This window comes from Consotaella aegiceratis (assembly GCF_036541425.1).
Classification (GTDB): Bacteria; Pseudomonadota; Alphaproteobacteria; order Rhizobiales; family Rhizobiaceae; genus Consotaella; species Consotaella aegiceratis.
Window position 1 is genome coordinate 14,655 of sequence record NZ_JAZHFT010000004.1, and the last position, 23,028, is coordinate 37,682.

Here is a 23,028-nt window from a genome sequence, read left to right on the forward strand (position 1 = left end):
CTCTACCGGTTCATGGCCGCTTTACGACAGCGGCAATCGCCCGGAGCGCGGCTGAGACGCTCCGGGCGACGATGGCTTAATCGGGGCGCTGGAGGTCGCCGTGATCAAAGCCGATAGAGGATCTGGTCGTTCCAGAAGCGGTCGAGCCGCTGCAGCGCCTTGTTCATCTTCTGAAATTCCTGCTCGTCGAGACCGCCGACCTTGTCGATCGAGCCGATGTGGCGCTCGTAGAGCTCGCCGACGATCGTCGCCACTTCCTTGCCGGCGCCCGTGAGCTGCACCCGCACCGCGCGCCGGTCGACACGCGAGCGCTGATGGTCGATGAAGCCGAGGTCGACGAGCTTCTTCAGATTGTAGGAGACGTTCGAGCCGAGATAGAAGCCGCGGGAACGCAGCTCGCCGGCGGTGAGCACCGCATCACCGATGTTGAACAGCAGCAGGGCCTGGACGGCGTTGATGTCGGTGCGGCCGTTGCGGTCGAACTCGTCCTTGATGACGTCGAGCAGGCGACGGTGGAGGCGTTCGACCAGCTGCAGGGTCTCAAGATAAAGCGACTTGAGCTCGGTCTTTTCTTCTTCCGGTTGCGCAAATTCGGTCTTCGCCTGCACGTACTTCATAGTATTGGCTCCGCTGTTGAGGTGACGGGATTATTTTTTCGTTCCCATCTTGCCAACAACCCTACGCGGCGCGTCTAAAATTCGACTTAAACTCCAAGCTTAACAGGCTATTACGCTCAAGCCATCATCGCTTTTGCTTAATGCGCGGTATACTGGACCGGAGGCGTTTTAGGCGAGTGGCCGCCTCGATCCGGTCCACCAGCCTGAGCACCACCAGCATCGCCAGGCCGAAGCAGTGAAGCCCGAGCCAGAGAAGGTCGGGGCCGAACAGCTTCGGAAAGCCGACATGCATGACGGCTTCGGCGAGGGCGACGCCGAACCAGACCACCGGCCCCCAGGACATCATCGTCCACAATCCGATTCCAGCGACCGGATAAAATACGGCGAGCGCCGGCGCCGCGACCTTCCACCAGAACGGCATCAGATCGAATCGCCACAGGTCGCCATCGTAGATCCCGACGAGCCGGGTCCAGTAATGAACCCCACCGGCAAACAGCAGCAACCCGAAGATCCTCTTCAGGCCGCTGATCAGAGAGCGATTGAGGGCGTCAGCCTTGTCGCGGGTTCGCAGGTCGATCGTCATCGGGCCACCTCTAGCGCCTTTTGCGACGTCGCGGGAGACAAATCGCGACCTCGAAAAAGCGTTGTCCCCATCGGCCGGGGACGTTGTCGATGCCGATCACGAGGCTTATACCGGAGCCGCGAGACCAGACCCGTCCGTCAAAACCGGAGCCGGCGCCCCCGAGCTTAGGCACCCTGGCCTCTTGCGTGCCACGCAAGCCAACAGGACCTCAACAGACCATGAACCGCAGCGATACCCATTCCGCCGTCACGTCCCAGATTGATGCGGCCACCGGCGGTCGCCGTATGCGCCGGTTGCGGCAGGCGGACTGGACACGGCGCCTGGTCCGCGAGACGACGCTCGCGGCCAGCGACCTCATCTGGCCGATCTTCCTGCGCGACGGCGACGACATCGCCGAGCCGGTCGCATCCATGCCGGGGGTGTTCCGCTACACGGTGGATCGCGCCGTCGTCGCCGCGCGCGAAGCGGCAGACCTTGCGATTCCCGTGATCGCCCTGTTTCCCAACACCGACGCACGACTGCGGGACGAAACCGGCAGCGAAGCGCTCAATCCCGACAATCTGGTGTGTCGCGCCACGCGCGCGATCAAGGACGCGGTGCCGGAGATCGGCATTCTGTGCGACGTGGCGCTCGATCCCTACACCAGTCATGGTCACGACGGGCTGATGACCGGCGAGACGATCATCAATGACCGCTCGGTCGAGGTCCTGTGCGGGCAGGCGCTGGTTCAGGCCCAGGCCGGCTGCGACATCATCGGACCGTCCGATATGATGGACGGCCGCGTCGCCTGCATTCGCCGGACGCTCGATCAGAACGGGTTCCAGGACACGCTGATCATGTCCTATGCGGCGAAATATGCCTCGGCCTTCTACGCGCCCTTCCGCGACGCCGTCGGGTCGGGCGGCATGCTGAAGGGCGACAAGCGCACCTACCAGATGGACTATGGCAACACCGACGAGGCGTTGCGCGAGGCCGCGCAGGACATCGCGGAAGGCGCCGATATGATCATGGTCAAGCCCGGCCTGCCATATCTCGACGTGCTCGGCCGACTGTCGCGCGAATTCGGCGTTCCCACCTTCGCCTATCAGACATCCGGCGAGTACGCGATGATGATGGCGGCGGTCCAGAACGGCTGGCTCGACGAGGAGCGTGGCATGATGGAAGTGCTGACCGCCTATAAGCGCGCCGGCGCGGCGGGCATCCTGAGCTACTTTTCGCCCAAGGTCGCCGCATTGCTGCGCGCGGGATAGGTCCGCGACTTTCGATTGAAAGGCCGCCCCGGACTTACCATCTTTCCGACATGGCCCTTGACGGGCGCCGAGGAGAGACGACGATGAGCCAGCAGGCAGCCGCAACCTTCACGCAGGGCGACCTCGACCGGCCACGCCTCTATGATGGTGTGCGCACCCGGCGGATCATGGCCTTCGTCTTCGACTACGTCCTCATCGCGCTTCTGACGATCCCGGCGGCTCTGGTCGTCTTTCTTCTCGGGATCGTGACGCTCGGCCTGGGCTGGCTGCTGTTTGCCGTCCTGATCCCGGTGCTGGCGGCTCTCTATGTCGGCTTCACCATGGGCGGCCCGCGTCATGCGACGCCCGGCATGCGCCTCGCCGGCATCCGGCTGGAGCGTCTCGACGGCGGCACCGTCGATCCGGTCTTCGCCGTGCTTCACGGCGTGCTGTTCTGGGCGGGCAACGCCGTGCTTTCGCCGGCGATCATCCTGGTGGGGCTTTTCACCAGCCGCAAACAGCTCGTGCACGACCTTCTGCTCAACACCGTGATGATCCGCGACGACCGGTGGGACGCTCGTTGAGCCAAGCTCAAGCCGTACGACGGCTCCCCTTTGCTCCATGACGCCCGCAAGAGAATGGGGATGAGCGGTTTCGATGGCGCGTAATGCGCTCGAAAGACTTGCGCCTGTTACCCTCTTCGGGAGATGAAGGCAGGGACCAGCAGGAGCATCCGCCCCGATTGATGGACAGCATTCACCTTTGGCTCACCTATGTGATCCTGGCCGTCAGCGTGGTCGGCTACAGCATCGAGCGCTGGCCGATCGAGGCGGTCGCCGCGGGTTCTCTCGCCGCCTTCCTGCTCTTGTTCGGCGTCTTCCCCATGGCCGACCAGCACGGCCAGATCATCGAAACGTCCGACCTTCTGGCGGGGTTCGCCAATCCTGCCCTGATCACCGTCATGGCGCTGCTGGTTATCGGCCAGGGCCTGTTCGCCACCGATGCGATGGCGATGCCGGCGCAGTCGCTGGCGAGGATCGGCGGCGTCATCGGCACCGGCGCCATCGCCTTCGTATTGCTGGGCGCGGCGACCTTGAGCGCGGTGCTCAACAACACGCCCGTGGTGGTGATCTTCATCCCGATCCTGACCATGCTGGCCGCACAACGAAGCATATCGCCCACTCACGTCTTCATGCCGCTGTCGTTTCTGTCCATCCTCGGCGGCCTCACCACCATCATCGGCTCGTCGACCAACCTGCTGGTGGCCGGCGTGGCGGCGCGCTCGGGCATCGCCGTCGGCTTTTTCGACATCACCGGCCCCGGAATTTGCATCGCGGTTGTCGGCGGGTTCTATGTCATCAAGGTGATGCCGCGCATTCTGCGGCCCCGGGCCGATGCCGAGTCGCAGCCGGTTTCGCTGTCCGGCAAGCAGTTCATGGGAGAGATCGCGCTCGGTGAGGACCATCCCTTTCTCGGGCTGTCGTCGCGCGCCGGCTTGTTTCCGGGCCTTGGTGATCTCACGCCGCGCATGATCATCCGCGGCGAGCAGCCGATCCTGCCGCCCTTCGACGAAGTGACGCTGCGGATCGGCGATCGCATGATCGTCACGGCGACCCGCAAGGCCCTGTCTCGCGCGCTGTCTCGCGGCAACCTGACGATCCGCACCATCGGCCCGTCGGGAGACGTGGAGAATGGCGGGGCGAGCGACAAGATCGGCCCCGATACGGTCATGGCCGAGGCCATCGTCGCGCCCGGTTCGCGCTACGCCGGCCGCACCATGCAGTTTTCCGGCCTCCGAACGCAGTTCGGTATCACTCTGTTCGGCCTGCAGCGCAAGAGCCGGATGGCACGGGCGGCTTTCTCCGAGATCCGGCTGGAGCCCGGCGATACGCTGCTGCTCTATGGCAAGAAGGACAACATCGCGCGGCTGCGCGGCAACCACGACCTGCTGCTGCTGGAGTGGTCGACTCAGGCCGTGCCGCAGACGACCAAGGCGAAGCTCGCCGTCGCCATCTTCTTGTCGGTGGTGCTGCTGTCGGCGCTGCGCGTGATGCCGATCGAGGTCGCGGCCGTCGCCGGCGCCGTGGCCATGCTGGCGACCAGTTGCCTGACGATCGGCGAGGCGGCGCGCGCCGTCGACCGGCAGATCCTGATGCTGGTCGGCGCCTCGATCGCCGCGGCAACCGCGCTGGAACGCACCGGTGGAGCGGCGCTGATCGCCGAAGGCGCAGTCCAGGCGCTGAGCGGGCTGCCGCTGATCTTCCTGCTGTCGGGACTGTTCCTGGTCATCGCCGTCCTGACCAATTTTCTGTCCAACAACGCCACCGCCGTCCTGTTCACGCCGATCGCTCTCGACATCGCGGCACGAGTCGGCGCGCCGCCGCAAGCTTTCATCGCCTGCGTGATCTTCGCCGCCAACGCCTCCTTCGCCACGCCGATCGGCTACCAGACCAATCTGCTGGTGATGGGACCGGGCCGCTACCGGTTTTCCGACTTCGTGAAAGCAGGTGTTCCCTTGGTGATATTGGTGTGGTTAACTTTCTCGCTGATCAGTCCATGGTTCTACGATCTCTGAAGGGGGCCGCGCGACGATGACCGCGCACACTCAGACGCCTCAATTCTTTCTGACTGCCCCTTCGCCCTGTCCCTACCTGAGGGATCGGTACGAGCGAAAAGTGTTCACTCATCTGATCGGCGAGCGCGCGCCCGAATTGCTCGACCTTCTGACGCAGGGCGGCTTCCGCCGGAGCCAGAACATCGCCTATCGTCCCGCCTGCGAGCGGTGCCAGGCCTGTGTATCGGTTCGCATCCTGGTCGACGAGTTCCAGCCGACCCGTTCGATGCGCCGGGTGATGTCGCGCAATCATGCGATCACCGGAAACTCTCTGCCCGCAAGCCCGACCACCGAGCAATATTCGCTGTTTCGGCACTATCTCGACGCGCGCCACGCCAGCGGCGGCATGTCCGATATGACCGTGCTCGACTATGCGATGATGGTGGAGGACAGCCAAGTCGATTCCCGGATGATCGAATACCGGATCGGCGAAGCCGACCCGGATGCCGGGCTGTCGGCCGGAGACCTCGTCGCCGCCGCCCTGACCGACGTGATGGGCGACGGCCTGTCGATGGTGTATTCCTTCTATGAGCCGGACGTCGAGGAACGCAGCCTCGGCAGCTTCATGATCCTCGACCACATCATGCGCGCCAAAGCCATGGGCCTGCCCTACCTCTATCTCGGCTATTGGGTGAAGGGCTCGCGCAAGATGGACTACAAGATCCGCTTCCAGCCCCAGGAGCACCTAAGGGCGCGGGGGTGGGAGCTGTTCGAGCCGGGCAGCGAGGACTGAGGCCGAACCGCCTCGTCACGGCCCAATCCAACCGTCGAGTCGAACATTGTTCGCGCCATGGCTCCTCGGGGTGCGCCGAACGAATGAGTCGGCGCGGATCTATCGCGCCCCCGCCAACGGAACGATCGGGCGATTTTGGCAACGCGCAGCATCGCACGGAGCGGGCTACCCGCCTCCACGCCGAACGGTCGGCGACGTGTGTCGGGCTGAATACCGGCCACGCGGCGGAACATGATCTGCCCGCGTCCCGATCATGGAGCACCTCAGCACCGACAGTACAGGATTGAAGTGTCTTCGAGAGGCCGTTCTGTCGCTGCGGCAAGCCGAAGCATCGCAATAATTGTCGCCATTTCGTCACAATGGCCAAGAACCTGCCGACATTCCGGGCTATTTCAGGGCTTAAGCGTGTTGCAGTAAGGCGATCCGGTGGCATAGCCTGTGCTATCCATACAGATTGCAGATATTGCTATGATTATTTTATCGAACAAGTCGCCCCTGACCTCGGGCGGACGCCATGAAATCTTTGTCGACCCGCGCGATCCGGCACGGCTCATCAAGGTGTCGCGGGAAGATTTTATAGCGCGCAAGAGCGTCAAGACGGCTTTCTGGTACGGGTCCGAACGACGTTATGGACACCTGAAGGATCTTTTGCGCTCCCTCCGCGAACAGCTGACCGTGTTCGTGACATGCGACTCCTATGTTCCCTGGCTGGAACAGGTGGTCGGATTCACCGAGACGGATCGCGGCATCGGCTTGGTGGTGGTTGCGGAACGATGGGAGGGCGGTCTGGCACCGACCTTGGCTCAGGTGATTGCCGCCGGCGAGTTCGATGCCCAGGCAAAGATCGACTTCGACGTCTTCTGTCGGGAGTTGGTCGACAGCCCGATCGTGGTCAACGACTCCAATCTGCGCAACATCGTCTACAGCGGCGATGCGTCGGGCCGACGCCGCTTCGTTCTGATCGACGGGTATGGCGAAACCTCATTCATGCCCCTGAAGAGCTGGCTTCCCTGGCTCAATCGTCGTGCCAAGCTTAAAATGGTGGCGAGCCTTCGCCGCCGGGTCGCACGCCGGATCGAACGAGCCAAGGCCGATCAGCCCATGGCGCCCATCGTGGCGTCTCCTGCGCAAGTCAAACATGATAGAACGGCGGCTCTCTAGCGCGCCGCACTGCGCGTTGGCGCGGCCACCCCGGCCGCCAAGCTGGTCCGGCAGCCTTCGCGTCCTACGATGACGATTCGTTGGACGCCATGGGCGCTCGCTTAACCTTTGATAGCTAGAATACTCTCCTCGTGCCGTTGGCGACGCTGAGGGGCCATGATCCGAAAAGCAGGTATTTCACGGCTCCGTTTTGGACAGGATAGGCGTGGCAACTTCGCCCTCATCGGCGCGCTCGTCATGATACCGCTGACCATGGCCGTCGGCGCCATGATCGATCTCGGCCGGGCGGCCAACTACGATGCCAAGTTGCGCGATGCAGCCGACAGCGCCGTTCTGGCCGCGCTGGCACCGAATTCGCTGACCGCGACGGCCGCCCACACGATGACGGGGATCGGTGAAATCGAATCCGGCGAGGCCGTCGCCAGAGCTTTCTTCGCCGCCAATTTCGAGGCAAGCGACGACGTCACCATTACCAAGCTCGAGATGACGGTCCTGAAGGAGGACCAGCGGCTCTACGCCAAAGTGGATTATACGGCAGAAGTCGACCTCATGTTCGCGGCGTTTCTGCCCAAGCAAACGATCACCCTGTCGGGCAGCGTGGATGCGCAGATGCCGCTCGACCAAGCCGTCGATTTCTACATGCTGCTCGACAATTCGCCTTCCATGGGTGTGGCGGCGACCTCCGACGATATCGACACGATGGTCCAAAACACGTCCAACGATTGCGCTTTTGCCTGCCACGACCTCAGCAACAACAACAACTATTACAAGCTGGCCAAGCAGCTCGGCGTGAGCATGCGGATCGACGTGGTGCGCGAAGCGACCCAGAACCTCACGGCCACGGCACTATCGACGCGCACCTGGGACGACCAATTCCGGATGGCGGTATTCTCGTTCGGAGCCAAGGCGGAAGAGATGGGCCTGACCAAGGTCGCGGATCTGTCGTCCAACATGCAGCAGGTGAAAGCGGCGACCCAGAGCGTCGACCTGATGACGACGCCGAAACAGAACTACAACAGCGACCAGCAGACCGACTTCGACAGCACACTTGCCGCGCTGAACGCCGTCATTGCCGACCCCGGAAGCGGCTTCGGCGACGACGAGCCGCAGAAGATCATCTTTCTGGTGACCGACGGCGTGGCCGACGCCAAAAAGCCGAGCACCTGCACGAAGAAGACGACCGGCTCTCGCTGCCAGGAGCCGATCGACGTCAAGACCTGCACCGCGATCAAGCAGCGCGGCATCAAGATCGCCGCCCTTTATACGACCTATCTGCCGCTCCCCACGAACAGCTGGTACAGCACCTGGATCGCGCCGTTCCAAAGCGAGATCGGCCCGCGGCTCGAAGAATGCGCCTCGCCGGGGCTCTATTTCGAAGTCGGCATGAACGACGGCATCTCCGACGCCATGGAAGCGCTGTTCCAGCGAACGATCTCGCGACTCAGGCTGCTGCAATAGCGCGGGATCACCACACCGCGGCTTGTGCGAAGCGCCGAGCGCTCGTTCACCGACAGCCTCTCATCAACCGAACTTGCCGTTCTTCGGAAATCCCTTCGGCACCATCCGACCCGCCTGGGCCCGGTCGCCGCGCCACTCCAGCAGATCGGCCTCGAAGCGGCGGAACTCGCGCCCGCCCGCGTCATGCCAAACCAGCCCCTCGGCAATGGCGAACACCTTGGCGTCGGACACACCGCCATCCTTGTAGCGCTGCAGGCGCACGCCGCGTCCACGCGCCATCTCGGGCACCTGGATCAGCGGGAACACCAGCAGCTTACGGTTTTCGCCGACGATGGCCACCGTGTCGCCGACGGCGGGGACGGCGAGCACAAGCCGAGAATCGGCGCCGACATTGACCACCTGCTTGCCCTTGCGGGTCGACGACAGCATCTCGCGCTCCGACGCGATGAAGCCCGTGCCCTCGGAAGAGACGAGTAGTCGCCTGGCTTCCGGATCGGCGACGAAGCCCGCCGCGATGTCGTGCTCGTCCTCCAGGTCGAAGGCCAGCCGGATCGGTTCACCCTGCCCTCGCCCGCCCGGCAGCTTGTCGGCCCCGAGCGTAAAGGCCCGGCCGCCGGTCGACAGAAACACCAGCTTGTCGGTGGTCATGGCCGGGAAAGCCAGCTTCAGCCGGTCGCCCTCACGGAAGCTGAGATTCGAGGTGTCAGCAAGATGCCCGCGCAACCCGCGCAAAAAGCCCTTTTCCGACAGGACGATGGTGACCGGCTCGCGCTCGATCAGCGCCTCGGCGATATCCTCGGCATCGTGCGTCGGCGCTTCGGCGAAGAGGGTGCGGCGGCGGCCGAGCTTGGTCTTCTTGGAGAAGGTCTCGCGGACCTCGCGAATTTCGCCGGCAACCGCTGCCCACTGCCGCTCGTCGGAGGCGAGCAGCGCCTCCTTCTCGGCCTTTTCCTCGGTCAGCGTCTCGAATTCGCGCCTGAGCTCCATTTCCTCCAGGCGGCGCAAGGACCGCAGCCGCATGTTGAGGATCGACTCAGCCTGCAGGTCGGTGAGATCGAAGGCGCGGCGCAATTCGGCCTTCGGCTCGTCCTCCTCGCGAATGATCCGGATCACCTCGTCGAGATTGAGGAAGGCGATCAGGTAGCCGGCGACGATCTCCAATCGCCGTTCGATCTGGTCGAGGCGATAGCGCGCGCGGCGCACCAGCACCTCGCGCTGGTGCGCCAGCCATTCCTGAAGCACCTCCTTGAGCGACAGGACCTTGGGGACCTTGCCTCCGGAGAGCACGTTCATGTTGAGCGAGATCCGCGTTTCCAGATCGGTCATCCGGAAAAGCGATTCCATCAGGATCTGCGGATCGACGGTGCGGCTCTTGGGCTCCAGAACGACGCGGACATCCTCCGCCGATTCGTCACGGATGTCGGCGAGCAGCGGCAGCTTGCGTGCCATCAGAAGCTCGGCGATCTTCTCGATCAGCCGCGACTTCTGCACCTGATAGGGGATCTCGGTGACGACGATGACATAGCCGCCGCGGCCGACCTCCTCCTTCTCCCAGCGGGCCCGAACGCGAAAGGCGCCCTTGCCCGTGGCATAGGCCTCGCGCATCGTCGCCGGACTTTCGACGATCACGCCACCGGTCGGAAAGTCGGGGCCCTGGATCGATCGCAGCAGCACGTCGATATCGGCATCGGGCCGCTCGATCAGCTTCAACGCCGCCTCGCAGACCTCCGCCGCGTTGTGCGGCGGAATGGCGGTCGCCATGCCGACCGCAATACCCGACGCGCCGTTGGCGAGAAGGTTCGGGAAGGCGCCGGGCAGAACCACCGGCTCCTTGTCCTCCTCGTTGTAGGTGGGCCGAAAATCGACTGCGTTCTCGTCGATGCCGCGCAGCATTAGGACCGCGACCTCGGTCATCCGCGCCTCGGTGTAGCGCATGGCCGCCGCGCTATCGCCGTCGATATTGCCGAAATTGCCCTGCCCGTCGACCAGCGGATAGCGGACGGAAAAATCCTGGGAGAGGCGCACCAGCGCGTCGTAGATCGAGGCGTCGCCGTGCGGATGGAACTTTCCCATCACGTCGCCGACGATGCGTGCGCACTTCTTGTAAGCCTCGCCCGGGTCCAGGCGCAGCACGCGCATGGCGTGGACGATGCGCCGATGCACCGGTTTGAGGCCGTCGCGCACGTCCGGCAGCGCCCGCCCCATGATGGTGGACAGCGCATAGGCAAGGTAGCGCTCCTCGAGCGCCGCCTTCAGATCGATCGCCTCGATATCCCCGCCGCCGGCGGGCGGATCCACTGTCTTGGCCATGGCGTCTGATTAGAACAGCCGCTCGGGGAGAACAAGGCCGGAACAGGAGTTGTCCCATGCCTTATTCATCGCCTTTTCGTCGGTTAGGCGGGCAACCTCAGGCCACGCGTCCGGAGAGGACCGGGCCGTCTGTAACGAGGAAATCTCGCGCCCGACCTTGCCCTTGTTTGGCTGACTGCCAAATGGCGTGCAGGGCTCGGTACCGCCGGGCCGAATGCTGAAGACGATGCACCGCGAACACTGTCGGCTGCGAGTAGCCAAGGAGATTGGTATGACCCACCTCACCCGCGTTTCAAGCTGGCTTGCCGGTTCGGCGCTCCTGCTGTCGTCGGGCTCTGCCTGGGCCGTGGATGCGCAGCCCTTCGCGGATCATTTGAAATCGGTTCTGGCCAAGCAGAATCTGACGCTGACCTATGACGGCGCGTCGGAGCGCGGCGACGACGTCGTCCTGTCGGGCGTCGAAATCGCCGCAGAGGGCGAGGACACCGATATCGGAGAACTCGTATTCTCAAACGTCGCCGGATCGCCGGACGAAGGCTACACGGTGGGCAGCCTTGAGAAGGATTTCGGTGAGGACGATTGGGCAGTCAAAGGGTTGCAGCTTACCAATCTCAAGATCGCCGGCACCCAGGAGAAGCCGGACGACGCCCCGATGGCCGACATCTATTTCGATCGGCTGCAGGTTGCCGAAATCAACACGAGCGGCGACGAGGACGAGCCATCGGTGCTGCTGAAGGACTTGGACCTGCAGAATACGTCCAGCGACGCCGGTCTGATCGACGCCGACCTCAACCTCGCCAGCTTCGACATCGCCATCCCGGAGAAGAAGGACGAGAGCGGCCGTCCGACCTTGAGAGACCTCGGATACGAGCATTTTACCGGCTCGGTTTCCGGCAAGGCGAAGTGGGTCAAGGATAGCGGTGAGATCACCTTGCAGCCGTTGACGGTCACCGCCGACGACGCGGGAAAGCTCGATTTCTCGTTCAGGATGCTCGGCTATACGCCGAGCTTCATCGAGTCGGCCTCAAAAATTCAGCAGCAGATGATGAGCAAGCCCGAGGGCGCCCAGGCGGCCGGCATGGCCCTGATGGGACTGCTCGCCCAGTTGCAGCTCGGCCAGGTGGATCTGTCCTATGTCGACGATTCACTGGCCGACAAGATGCTCGACTTCTATGCCGAGAAGTCGGGCCAGCCGCGCGACGCCTATGTTACGACCCTGGTCGGCTCGCTGTCGCAGATGCTCGCCGGATTGCAGAATCCCCAATTCCAGCAGCAGGTCGAGACGGCGGTGAAGACGTTCCTGGAAGACCCGCAGTCGATCCGGATCGCCATTGAGCCGGACCAGCCGATCGTGGCGACGCAGATCATGGGTGCCGCCATGGCCGCGCCCCAAACGCTTCCCGACGTGCTGGCGGTCAAGGTCACGGCGAACCAGTAGATTCGACGCCTTTCGTCGAACCGTTATCGCGGGCGCCTCCAACGAGGCGCCCTTTTTCATACCGAGGCCGAGCGCGGCACGAAAAAGCCGCGGCCCTTCGCAGGACCGCGGCCGATTTGAATGTTCGAGCCGCCGGGGCGCCGGGACGCCCGCCCTATTTGGCGGTCGGCACGACCCGGATGCCGAGCTCCCGCAGCTGCGTCGGCGAGGCCTCGTTGGGCGCGCCCATCAACAGGTCGTAGGCCTGCTGGTTCATCGGGAACATGGTGATCTCGCGCAGGTTCTTCACACCGCAGAGCAGCATGACGATTCGGTCGATGCCGGGCGCCATGCCGCCATGCGGCGGCGCGCCATACTGGAAGGCGCGATAGAGGCCGCCGAACCGTTCCTCCACCGTCTCGCGCGAATAGCCGGCGATCTCGAACGCCTTGACCATCGTTTCCGGAAGATGGTTGCGGATACCGCCCGAGGCGATCTCGAAGCCGTTGCAGACCAGATCGTACTGATAGGCCTTGATCGACAGCGGCTCCTCGTTCTCCAGCGCTTCGATGCCCCCCTGCGGCATCGAAAAGGGGTTGTGCGAGAAGTCGATCTTCTTCTCGTCTTCGTTCCACTCGTAGAAGGGGAAATCGACGATCCAGGCGAGCTCGAAGCGGTCGCGGTCGACGAGATTCAGCTCCTCGCCGGCACGGGTGCGCGCCGCCCCGGCAAAGTCCACGAACTTCTTCGGCACGCCGGCGACGAAGAAGCAGGCGTCGCCGGCTTCCAGCCCGAGCTGCGTGCGGATCGCTTCGGTGCGTTCCTCACCGATGTTCTTGGCGAGCGGCCCGGCGCCGGTCACGGCCCCGCCTTCGTCGCGCCAGAAGATGTAGCCGAGGCCCGGCTGGCCCTCGCCCTGCGCCCACGAGTTCATGCGGTCGCAGAAGGCGCGGCTGCCGCCGGTCTTGGCCGGAATGGCCCAAACCTCGACCTCGGGATCGCCGGCGATCATGTTGGCGAACACCTTGAAGCCGGAGCCGGCGAAGTGCTCCGTCACGGCCTGCATCTCGATCGGGTTGCGCAGGTCGGGCTTGTCGGAACCGTACTTGCGCATAGCCTCCGCATAAGGGATGCGGGGAAACACCTCTGTCACCGGCTTGCCGTCGGCGAATTCCTCGAACACGCCGCGCATGACGCCCTCGACCGTGGTCAGAACGTCGTCCTGGGTGACGAAGCTCATCTCCAGGTCGAGCTGGTAGAACTCGCCCGGCAGCCGGTCGGCGCGGGGATCCTCGTCGCGGAAACAGGGCGCGATCTGGAAATAGCGGTCGAAGCCCGCCATCATGATGAGCTGCTTGTACTGCTGCGGGGCCTGCGGCAGCGCGTAGAACTTGCCTTGATGGATGCGCGACGGCACCAGGAAGTCGCGCGCGCCCTCCGGCGAGGAGGCGGTCAGGATCGGTGTCGAGAATTCCGTGAAGCCCTCTTCGCCCATGCGCCGGCGCAGCGCCGCGATGATCTGGGTTCGGCGCATGATGTTCTTGTGCAGCGTCTCGCGCCTCAGATCGAGGAAGCGGTACTTGAGGCGAATGTCCTCCGGATAGTCCGGCTCGCCGAACACTGGCAAAGGGAGCTCGCTGGCCGGCGACAGCACCTCGATCTCGCGTGCGAAAACTTCGATCTCGCCGGTCGGAAGCTTCGGGTTCACGGCCTCGGGCGCTCGCGCCTTCACCTCGCCGTCGATTCGCACGACCCATTCGCCGCGGATCGTCTCGGCCGTGGCGAACGCCGGCGAGTCCGGATCGACGACGACCTGGGTCAAGCCGTAATGATCGCGCAGATCGAGGAACAGCAGGCCACCATGATCGCGGATGCGATGAGCCCATCCGGACAGGCGGACCGTCGCTCCGACGTCCCCCTGGCGTAGCTCGGCGCAGGTGTGGCTGCGATAGCGGTGCATAGCGAGGTCTTCCTGAGTCTTTGATCGACGCGCGCAACAAATTGCGCCCGCGCCGGATGCAGAGTGTCGATGAAAAACGCGGCGCGACAAGCGCACGAGCCGCCGGATATGTCAAGCGCCGGGACCATGCGCCATCGCATCGGCGGCCGCCCGAAATACGTCCGACGTCCATAGGAAGGCAGGCGGTCGGCCTTTTGTGGGCCACGCGGTTCCACTCTCGACGCTCACTCTCCTCGCCCCCAGGCAACGAAGCATTATCGCTGGCCTGAGGAACCTTCAGCAGCACCAAACGATTATCGGCGCCAAAGGGACATTTCGTCTGAGGAGACAATTTCATGAAAATTCACGCTCTGTTGGCGGGCGCTGCCATTCTGGCGGCCACCGCGACGCCTTCGCTTGCCCAGACCGCGGTTTCCGCCACCACCGATCTCAACGTCCGCGCCGGGCCCGGCCCGACCTTTCCGGTGATCGGCGTAATTCCGGCGGGCGGCAGCGCTGCGCTGGGCGGATGCACGGAGACCGGCAACTGGTGCCAGGTTTCGGCCAGCGGCCAACAGGGCTGGGTCTATAGCCAGTACCTGACGGCTGACATGAGCGGCCAGCAGGTGGTCATCGTCGATCATCGCGCCGATCTCCAGGTCCCGGTCACCACCTATGAGAACGACCCTGGCGGCGAGATGGCCGGCGCCACGACCGGCGCGATCGCCGGCGCGATCATCGGTGGCCCGGTCGGAGCCGCAGTCGGTGGAGCGGCAGGCTTGGCGACCGGCGCTTTGATGGATCCGCCGGAACAGCGCGTCCAGTACGTCCAGTCCAACCCGGTCGATCCGGTCTATCTTGAGGGCGAAGCCGTCGTCGGCTCCCGCCTTCCTGACACCGTCGTGCTGCATCAGATCCCAGACTACAATTACGAGTATGTCTACGTGAACGGGCAGCCGGTGCTGGTCGATCCGGGCAACCGGCAAATCGTCTACGTCGTTCGCTGAGCGACGCGATCCGTTTCAACCTCCATCAAGGCGGGCCGAACGCCCGGCTTTGGAGGGCCATGTCGAGGGCGCTGCGGCAATGTCGCAGCGCCCTTTCGTTATGGGTGTTTTGCCGGGACCCAACATCGGTTAAAGCGGATGCATGGATCCGATCACTTCCACCGAGGCCTTGGACGAGGCCTGCCACATCCTCTCGCAAGCCGAATTCGTAACCGTCGACACGGAATTCATCCGCGAAACCACCTTCTGGCCGGAGCTGTGCCTGATCCAGATCGCCTCGGACGACTTGGCGGTACTCGTTGATCCGCTTGCCGAAGACCTTGATCTTGAACCGTTCTTTCGCCTGATGCGCGACGAGAAGGTGACCAAGGTCTTCCATGCCGCCCGTCAGGACATCGAGATCATCTACAAGCTGGGCGGCATCGTTCCGCACCCGCTGTTCGACACCCAGATCGCGGCGATGGTGTGCGGTTTCGGCGAATCGATCGCCTATGACCAGCTCGTCGCCCGCACGACTTCGGGACGCATCGACAAGACGTCGCGCTTTACCGATTGGCGGCACCGGCCCTTGTCGGAGCAGCAGCTCCAGTACGCTCTCGCCGATGTCACCCATCTGCGCGACGTCTATCGCGTGCTCCGGGCAAAACTGGAGAGCGAGGACCGCGGCCACTGGCTGAACGAAGAGATGGCGATCCTGATGGCGCCGGAAACCTACGACCTCGATCCGCAGGACGCCTGGCAACGGCTGAAGCTGCGCGTGCGCAAGCCGATCGAACTGGCGGTGCTGAAAGAGGTCGCGGCCTGGCGCGAGCGGGCCGCGCGCGAGCGCAACCAGCCCCGGCGTCGGGTGCTGAAGGACGAAGCGATCTTCGAAATCGCCCAGCAGCAGCCTAAGGACGAGCAGGCTATGGCACGGCTGCGCACGATTTCGAAAGGCATGGAGCGCTCGGCCATGGGGCGGGAAATTCTTGCGGCCGTGGCCAGGGCGCAGGCGATTCCCAAGGCCGATCTACCGCCGATTCCGCGACCGCAGGCGTTACCCGAAGGCAGCGCGGCTGCGGTCGAACTGCTCAAGGTGCTTCTGAAGATTATCGTCGAAGAGGAATCTGTCGCCGCCAAGGTCATCGCCTCGTCCGACGATCTGGAGCAGATCGCGGCCAAGGGCGACCAGGCCGAGGTGCCAGCCATGAGCGGCTGGCGGCGCACCATTTTCGGCGACCGGGCGCTGGAGTTGCTCGACGGCAAGGTCGCGCTCTGCTTTCGAAATCGTCGTGTAGCGGCCGTCCCCTTCGACAGTTGAGGATCCGCATGGGCGTTTCGGCGATCATAAAGCGGTCGCCGAAAGCCCCCTCAGGGACGAAAATCTTGCCCCCGGCGAAGACTGGCAAGCGCGAGGATCTCCGCGACAAGCTCCTCGGGCAAAGGTCGAAGTCGCCGGAACCCTCGGCGGCGGCAACTACGCACGCGGCAAGTCCGTGCCTATCGACCACCGCGCGGACGTCGGCGAGTCCGAGGTTTTCGGCGGTCGATCGGACTTCAGAGCGGCAAGTCAGCCGACCGCCATTGCATTGGGTCTCGGCCCGTTATCGCGCTTCCATGCGAAGCGTCCGCTCGACGAGCTTGGCAAGCTGCTGCAGCCGGTTTTCCGGACGGTCTCCCATAAGCCCCGCCAAGCCCTTCGGCAGGACCAGGGTAAAGCCGCCGCGCGGGTCCTGGACCCAGCGCAGCTGATCGAGGACCCCCGGCATCGAGGCGGTCAGAAGATAGGTGAAGCGGAAGAGCGACGAGAGGACGCGGGCGCGATAGATCAGCCGGTCGTTCGCCAGCTTCTCCAGATCGGGCACCGCCGTCTGCTCCAGGCTGCCCTCGTGCCGATAGTAGTTGGCCAAGCCCAGATAGGCGCGTCCCGGATGATCGACCCCGGGGAAAGCGGCATGGGCCACCACCGACAGGCTCTGCCTGCCGCGATAGTCGGGATGGGCGCGCCAGCCGATGTCGTCGAGCAGGCACGCGGCATGGCGCAGTCGCTCCTCGTAGGCCGTCTCGTCGATGCCCAGGGCGACGAAGGTGCGGGTGCTCCAGTCCCGCAACTCCTCCGCATGACGCGGCGAGCGGGTGCGCAGCACCGAATATTCCTGGGCGGCGATGATCAGAGGATCCTTGGCCTGCTCCTCTTCCGGCAGCATGGCGTGCAGGAAACCTTCACGGACGCCGAAGGCGGACAGCTTGATCGAAGCCGGCTGCAAATGCTCGATGACGCTTTGCAAGGCCACCGCGCCGAAAGCCAGCAGCGTGCGCCGGTTCTTCGACACCGCGGCGATGCCCGGCAGCTTGTCCGGATCGTTGGACGTCACCGCCTGAAGGAAGGCGGACCATTCGTTGACGCCCACCTCGTAGCCATGCATCACGTGAAGCGGATAGTTCGACTGCTCCATCAACAGCTTGGCGAGGTTTCGCCAAGTGCCGCCGACGGCGTAGAACGTTCGTCCCTTGCCCTGCCCCGCCACGGCCGCTCCAGCGACGTGGCTGTCGGCGATGGCGCGCGCCGTGGCGATGTTGCCGCCCGACAGGTCCTGCAGGCGCAGGCCGCCGAGCGGCAGGGTCAGGCCCTCGCCGATCTTGTGGCCGTCGATGCGGACGAGCTCGAGGCTGCCTCCGCCGAGATCGCCGACGATGCCGTCCGGCGCAAAGAACGTTCCCGCGACGCCTTCGGCGGCATAGCGGGCCTCTTCCGGCCCGGAAAGAATGATGATCGGGCGGCCGATGGCCGCCTCGGCCGCAGCGACGAATTCGGGTCCGTTCTCGGCCTCGCGAGCCGCCGCCGTGGCGATCGGATAAACCTCCTCGACGCCGGCCTGCACCACCAGGCTCCGGAACCGCGTCAGAGCCGCAATGGCGCTCTCCACCGCCTTGTCGTCCAGCCGCCGGGTCTGGCTCAGCCCCTTGCCGAGGCCGCACAGCACCTTCTCGTTGAAGAGCATGGTGAGGACCCGGGTCTGGCCCTCGTAGATGACCAGTCGAACCGAGTTGGACCCGATGTCGATAACGGCGACGGGGCGCCGTCCCGGCAGGCGGCCGCGGGCGGTTTGATCAATCGAAGCGGCCGTGCTCGGCGCGCTGTCTGGCAATGAGTTTGGGGGCATCCGATTTGAGCGCTTTTCCTCGTCCCGAAAGGCTGGGATTGGTCATGAAATATCGCTGAGCGTTGAACGGCTGCTCGCCTTCGGAAGGAACGATCCGGCGGGAGGTTCCATCGGCGAGCACCGACCAGCTCTGCTGGTTGTCGAGAATGTTGCCGAGCATGATCTGCGAAAGGATCTGGCTGTGCACGGTTGCATTGGTGATCGGCACCAGCGCCTCGACCCGGCGGTCGAGGTTGCGCGGCATCAGGTCGGCCGAGCCCATATAGACGACGGCCTGTTCGGACGGCAGCCCTTGGCCGTTGCCGAAGCAGAAGATGCGGCTGTGCTCCAGGAAGCGGCCGACGATCGACTTGACGCGAATGTTGTCTGAAAGGCCGGGAACCCGCGGCTTGAGGCAGCAGATGCCGCGCACCACCAGATCGATCTCCACGCCCGCCTGGCTGGCGCGATAGAGCGCGTCGATGATGCTGGCGTCGACCAGCGAATTCATCTTCATCCAGATCTGACCGGGCCGACCGGCTCGCGTATGAGCGATCTCGCCTTCGATGTGCTGCAGGATGCGGTCGCGCAAGTTGAGCGGCGAGACCGCGAGGCACTTCAGATCCGCCGGCTCGGCATACCCGGTGATGTAGTTGAAGATCAGTGAGACGTCGTGGGCGACCTTCGGATCGGCCGTGAAATAAGAGAGGTCCGTGTAGATCTTTGCAGTGATCGGATGGTAGTTGCCGGTGCCGATATGGACGAAGTTGGTGAGCCGACCGTCCTCACGCCGCACCACCAGCGACAGCTTCGCATGCGTCTTCTTCTCAATGAAGCCGAAGACCACCTGCACGCCGGCGCGCTCCATGTCGCGCGCCCATCGGATGTTCGCCTCCTCGTCGAAACGAGCCTTCAGCTCGATCAGCGCCGTCACCGACTTGCCGGCTTCGGCCGCGTCGATCAGCGCGCGGACGATCGGCGAGTCGTTGGACGTGCGATAGAGGGTCTGCTTGATGGCGATGACGTTCGGATCGAACGCCGCCTGGCGCAGGAACTGCACCACCACGTCGAAGGATTCGTACGGGTGGTGGACGACGATGTCCTTCTCGCGAATGGCCGCGAAGCAGTCGCCGTTGTGCTCGCGAATACGCTCGGGAAAGCGCGGAATGTAGGGGGCGAACTTCAGATCGTCGCGCGGCAGCTTGACGATCTGCGACAGCGAATCGAGCGCCAGCATGCCGTCCATGACGGCTATCCGGCTGTCGGGAACCTCCAGTTCGCTGGCGACGAAATTTCTCAGCCCCTCCGGCATCGCGGCATCGAACTCGATCCGGATCACCGAACCGCGCCGACGCCGCTTCAGCGCCGATTCGAACAGCCGCACCAGATCTTCGGCCTCTTCCTCCACCTCGATATCGGAGTCGCGGATGATGCGGAACGTTCCGGCGCCGCGCACGCGATAGCCCGGAAACAGCCGGCTGATGAACAGCGCCACGACGCTCTCGAGCGGCACGAACCGTACCTGCCCCTTATCGCCGACCGGTAGCTCGATGAAACGTTGCAGCGCCACCGGCAGGCGCAGCAGGGCGTTCATGCTCTGGCCGTCGCGCTCGCGCGCCAAGGACAGCGCGATGGAAAAGCCGAGATTGGGAATGAACGGGAACGGATGTGCCGGGTCGATGGACAGCGGCGTCAGGACCGGGAAGATCGTCTCGGTGAAATGCTCGTCCAGCCAAGCCCGATCCGCGCCCTTCAATTCGCCGGCGGCGACGATGTGGATGCGCTCGGTCCGCAGGTCCTTCATCAGCGCGGCGAGCGTGGCCTGCTGGGCCTGCTCCAGCGAGGAGACCTCCTCAAGAACGCGGTCGAGCTGTTCCTGCGGCAACATTCCGTCGATCGAACGCACCGCGATCTTTTCGCGCACCTGACCCGCGAGCCCGGCGACGCGCACCATGAAGAACTCGTCGAGATTGTTCGCCGAGATCGACAGAAACCGCAGCCTTTCCAGCAGCGGATGATTGAGGTTGTTCGCTTCCTCGAGGACGCGGCGATTGAAATGAAGCCAGGAAATCTCGCGATTGACGAACCGGTCCGGAGCGAGCTCGGTGACGGGCTCCTTCGCCGGAGGCGGCGGTGCGACGTCCGGCAGGCATTCCGTCTTGGTCGCGTCAACGACGATAGCGGCGGCGGACTTTCCCTCAGCGGCGGTGCGGCTTGCGGCCCGGGTTCCGGAGGACGGCGTACGGCGCGGCGCTCGGCGACGCTTGGGCTCGGTGGGCGCGGGGGTCGGCACCTTTTCGTCCAAGGGTCAGTCCTCCGGTCTCGACGGGTCCATATGCTCAGAGGGCCGGTCATAACCGGCCGCATCCGACGAGTCGAATGAAGAAGGCGTGTCGGCCAGAATTCGTTGCAGCAACGGCCGAGAAATCGTCCGCTTGGCTGCCAGCGCCTCGTGATCGACGGCGGCGACCACGCGACGCGCGGCGTCCAGCGATCGCTCGATCCTGGTCACCAGATAGGAGATGAGCGGCGGCGCGATGGTGATCTGGCGGTCCGCGAAAAGCTTGGCCAGCACGGCGGTGAGCAGCGTGTCATCCGGCGCGCCCAATTGGGTGATCGTCGCGGCCTGAAGGCGCGAGCGCAGGTCGGGCAAGCGCAACGGCAGATCGGCCGGGCGAGCCCGCGCCGTGGCAAGCACGGCCCCCTGCCCCAGACGCGCGGCGTTGACGACGCGAAAGATCGCCTCCTCCTGGTCGAGCCTGGTTTCCAGATCGTCGATCACCACGGCAAACGGACGCGACAGGTCGGCCGCCACCGGACGATCGGGAGCGAACGGGACGGCATCGGCGGCTTCCTGCCAGACCGAGGCGAGATGCGTCTTGCCGGACCCCGGCGGGCCGACGATCAGGAGGATCGGATGCGGCCAGGCCGGCCAGCTGTCCACGGCGGCGACCGCGAGCGCGTTCGACTGCGTCACGATCAGGTCGTCGCGGGTCAGCGACGGCCGATGCGGCAGGTCCAGCGGCAGCTGTGACGGACGGGCAATCATGTTCCGGCCCCGTTGCCGGGCTCGAACGTCTTGGCGATGGCCATCCGCAACCGATCATCCTCGGTCAGGGTCTCGATCTCCGCCGGCTGGGGACTGGAATGCGAGCCGTAATACATCTCGCTGCTCAGGTACTGTTGGATCGCAAAGCGCACCAGCACGCCGATGGCGGCAGAAGCCGGAACCGCGATCAGCAGGCCGACGAAGCCGAACAGCGCGCCGAACGCGAACAGCGCGAACATCAGCCAGACCGGATGCAGCCCGACCGAAGCGCCGACCAGTTTCGGCTGCAAAATGTTGCCCTCGATGAACTGGCCGGCGAAGAACACCGCCGCCGTTGCGACAACCCAGATCCAGTCCGGCCAGAACTGCACGAGCGCAACACCGACGGCCAGCACCAGCCCGACGATCGAGCCGATATACGGCACGAACGAGATGAAGCCGGCGAAGAGGCCGATGAGAAGTCCGAAATTCAGGCCGACCAGAGTGAGGCCGACGCCGTAGAAGGTGCCGAGCAACAGGCAGACCGTGCTCTGTCCGCGCACGAAGCCGGCGACGGCGAGATCGATCTCGCGTGCCAGGCGGCGCACGGTCGTCACGTGTTGGCGCGGCACCCAGGCATCGATCTTGGCGATCATCGGGTCCCAATCGACGAGAAGATAGAACGCCACGACTGGCGTGACGACGAAGAGCGAGACGAAGTTCACCACCGCCAGGCTGGACGTCCAAAGCTGGCCCAGAAACGCGGTGGCGAGGCTCGCCCCCTGTTTGGCGAACTGCGCGAAATCCTGCTTCAAGGTGCTTTCGTCGCCACCCAACAGCCAGGCGAGCGGACCCGAGCGTGCCGAGGCCGCCAGCACCTGCAGCCGGTCGAGATAATCCGGCACCCGTCCGAGGAACCCGCCGATCTGGCTGCCGATGACCGGCACCACGACGAGGATCACCGCAATGAAGAGGATGGTGAACAGCACCAGGATGGTGATTGTCGCGGTCAGACGCGAAAAGCCGTGGCGCTCCAGCCAATCCGCCACGGGATCGAGAAAATAGGCGATCACCATGCCGAGCACGAACGGCAGCAGGATGCCGCTGAACAGCCACAGGAGCGCGACGAGCGCCGCCGCGCCCAGGCTCCAGAACAGGATCTGGCGTCGAATCAGCTGTCCGCGATCCGTTGTCATTCGCCGTGATCCTCGGTTCCCGATGTTTCCTCAGACCCCATGTGACGAAGCCATTGCACGAGATAGGCCGCCGCCGAAATGACCGTCAAGAGCGCGGTCAGACCGACCAGCAGATCGAAAGCCGCGCCCAGTGAGACCGCGAAGGCCGGCTGCCCCAACGCCGCCGCTGCGAGCGCGATCTGGCTGACCGTGGTGGCCTTCGAGACCATCAGCGGCCGCACCGTCATCGGCATACCCATGACATAGGACAGCAGCACCGCCGCGACGATGAGCAGGTCGCGGGTGACGACCGCGATCACCAGCCAGGACGGCAGGCCACCGAGAGCGCCGAGCACGACGAACACCGCCACCAGCAGCGCCTTGTCGGCCATCGGGTCGAGATAGGCGCCGAGCTGCGAGCGCTGGTTGAAGCGCCGCGCGATGAATCCGTCGATGCCGTCGGACAGTCCCGAAAGCACGAAGAGGACGAAGGCGAGCAGCCAGTCGCCGTCGAGCAGCGCCCAGATGATGGCCGGAACGCAGATCAAACGAGCAATCGATATGAAATTCGGTATGGTCAATGTGGTCTACGCACTCGAATACGGCTCGGCAGTCCGCTATGCGTGGCCGACAAG

18 protein-coding genes are annotated in these 23,028 nt (G+C 64.4%); 9 read left to right on the forward strand and 9 right to left on the reverse strand.

The window, feature by feature from the left end; all coding sequences use genetic code 11:
* Window positions 1–104: 104 nt before the first annotated feature.
* Window positions 105–617 (reverse strand): transcriptional regulator LdtR, encoded by a 513-nt coding sequence (gene ldtR / locus SMD10_RS04580; RefSeq protein ID WP_331684479.1) that lies wholly within the window; start codon window positions 615–617, stop codon window positions 105–107.
* Between the two features lie 124 nt (window positions 618–741).
* Entirely contained in the window at window positions 742–1,200 is a 459-nt protein-coding gene (locus tag SMD10_RS04585) for a DUF6163 family protein (protein ID WP_331684480.1), read from the reverse strand.
* Window positions 1,201–1,418: 218 nt separating this feature from the next.
* Between SMD10_RS04585 and hemB the strand changes: the two genes are divergently transcribed.
* The 6 genes from hemB to SMD10_RS04615 all read left to right on the forward strand — a co-directional run bounded on the left by hemB (window position 1,419) and on the right by SMD10_RS04615 (window position 8,395).
* Window positions 1,419–2,450: a porphobilinogen synthase gene (gene hemB / locus SMD10_RS04590; protein ID WP_331684481.1), complete on the forward strand. Its 1,032-nt coding sequence runs from the start codon at window positions 1,419–1,421 to the stop codon at window positions 2,448–2,450.
* Window positions 2,451–2,533: 83 nt separating this feature from the next.
* Entirely contained in the window at window positions 2,534–3,013 is a 480-nt protein-coding gene (locus tag SMD10_RS04595) for an RDD family protein (RefSeq protein ID WP_331684482.1), read from the forward strand.
* Between the two features lie 161 nt (window positions 3,014–3,174).
* Window positions 3,175–5,004, forward strand: a complete 1,830-nt coding sequence (locus SMD10_RS04600; protein ID WP_331684627.1) for an SLC13 family permease — start codon at window positions 3,175–3,177, stop codon at window positions 5,002–5,004.
* 16 nt (window positions 5,005–5,020) lie between these two features.
* Complete coding sequence (locus SMD10_RS04605) at window positions 5,021–5,776, forward strand: arginyltransferase (protein WP_331684483.1); 756 nt, start codon at window positions 5,021–5,023, stop codon at window positions 5,774–5,776.
* Between the two features lie 438 nt (window positions 5,777–6,214).
* Complete coding sequence (locus SMD10_RS04610; RefSeq protein ID WP_331684484.1) at window positions 6,215–6,937, forward strand: YrbL family protein; 723 nt, start codon at window positions 6,215–6,217, stop codon at window positions 6,935–6,937.
* 156 nt (window positions 6,938–7,093) lie between these two features.
* A complete protein-coding gene (locus tag SMD10_RS04615) occupies window positions 7,094–8,395 on the forward strand; it encodes a TadE/TadG family type IV pilus assembly protein (RefSeq protein ID WP_331684485.1) in 1,302 nt (433 codons plus the stop codon).
* A 63-nt stretch (window positions 8,396–8,458) separates the two neighbouring features.
* Here SMD10_RS04615 and parC read toward each other — a convergent pair whose 3' ends face one another.
* Window positions 8,459–10,705 (reverse strand): DNA topoisomerase IV subunit A, encoded by a 2,247-nt coding sequence (gene parC, locus SMD10_RS04620; protein ID WP_331684486.1) that lies wholly within the window; start codon window positions 10,703–10,705, stop codon window positions 8,459–8,461.
* 271 nt (window positions 10,706–10,976) lie between these two features.
* Here parC and SMD10_RS04625 point away from each other — a divergent pair, with 271 nt between their 5' ends.
* Window positions 10,977–12,143, forward strand: coding sequence for an aq_1923 C-terminal domain (locus SMD10_RS04625; protein WP_331684487.1), 1,167 nt, complete (start codon window positions 10,977–10,979; stop codon window positions 12,141–12,143).
* Between the two features lie 154 nt (window positions 12,144–12,297).
* Here the strand turns inward: SMD10_RS04625 and aspS are convergent, their stop codons facing one another.
* Window positions 12,298–14,082, reverse strand: a complete 1,785-nt coding sequence (gene aspS / locus SMD10_RS04630) for an aspartate--tRNA ligase (protein ID WP_331684488.1) — start codon at window positions 14,080–14,082, stop codon at window positions 12,298–12,300.
* A gap of 335 nt (window positions 14,083–14,417) precedes the next feature.
* Here aspS and SMD10_RS04635 point away from each other — a divergent pair, with 335 nt between their 5' ends.
* Both SMD10_RS04635 and rnd read left to right on the forward strand, forming a co-directional pair.
* Entirely contained in the window at window positions 14,418–15,068 is a 651-nt protein-coding gene (locus SMD10_RS04635) for a DUF1236 domain-containing protein (protein WP_331684489.1), read from the forward strand.
* Between the two features lie 142 nt (window positions 15,069–15,210).
* Entirely contained in the window at window positions 15,211–16,368 is a 1,158-nt protein-coding gene (rnd, locus tag SMD10_RS04640) for a ribonuclease D (RefSeq protein ID WP_331684490.1), read from the forward strand.
* 283 nt (window positions 16,369–16,651) lie between these two features.
* Here rnd and SMD10_RS04645 read toward each other — a convergent pair whose 3' ends face one another.
* The 5 genes from SMD10_RS04645 to SMD10_RS04665 all read right to left on the reverse strand — a co-directional run bounded on the left by SMD10_RS04645 (window position 16,652) and on the right by SMD10_RS04665 (window position 22,974).
* Window positions 16,652–18,163, reverse strand: a complete 1,512-nt coding sequence (locus SMD10_RS04645) for a Ppx/GppA family phosphatase (RefSeq protein WP_331684628.1) — start codon at window positions 18,161–18,163, stop codon at window positions 16,652–16,654.
* Window positions 18,159–20,339, reverse strand: coding sequence for an RNA degradosome polyphosphate kinase (locus SMD10_RS04650; protein WP_331684629.1), 2,181 nt, complete (start codon window positions 20,337–20,339; stop codon window positions 18,159–18,161). The genes SMD10_RS04645 and SMD10_RS04650 overlap by 5 nt, the downstream gene beginning before the upstream one ends.
* A 159-nt stretch (window positions 20,340–20,498) precedes the next feature.
* The gene (locus SMD10_RS04655; protein WP_331684491.1) at window positions 20,499–21,239 is read right to left on the reverse strand and encodes a P-loop NTPase family protein; all 741 of its coding nucleotides are present in this window, start codon (window positions 21,237–21,239) and stop codon (window positions 20,499–20,501) included.
* Entirely contained in the window at window positions 21,236–22,414 is a 1,179-nt protein-coding gene (locus tag SMD10_RS04660) for an AI-2E family transporter (RefSeq protein WP_331684492.1), read from the reverse strand. Before SMD10_RS04660 ends, SMD10_RS04655 begins: the two co-directional genes overlap by 4 nt.
* On the reverse strand, window positions 22,411–22,974 hold the full coding sequence (locus SMD10_RS04665; protein ID WP_331684493.1) for a CDP-alcohol phosphatidyltransferase family protein: 564 nt from the start codon (window positions 22,972–22,974) through the stop codon (window positions 22,411–22,413). The genes SMD10_RS04660 and SMD10_RS04665 overlap by 4 nt, the downstream gene beginning before the upstream one ends.
* Window positions 22,975–23,028: the final 54 nt, after the last annotated feature.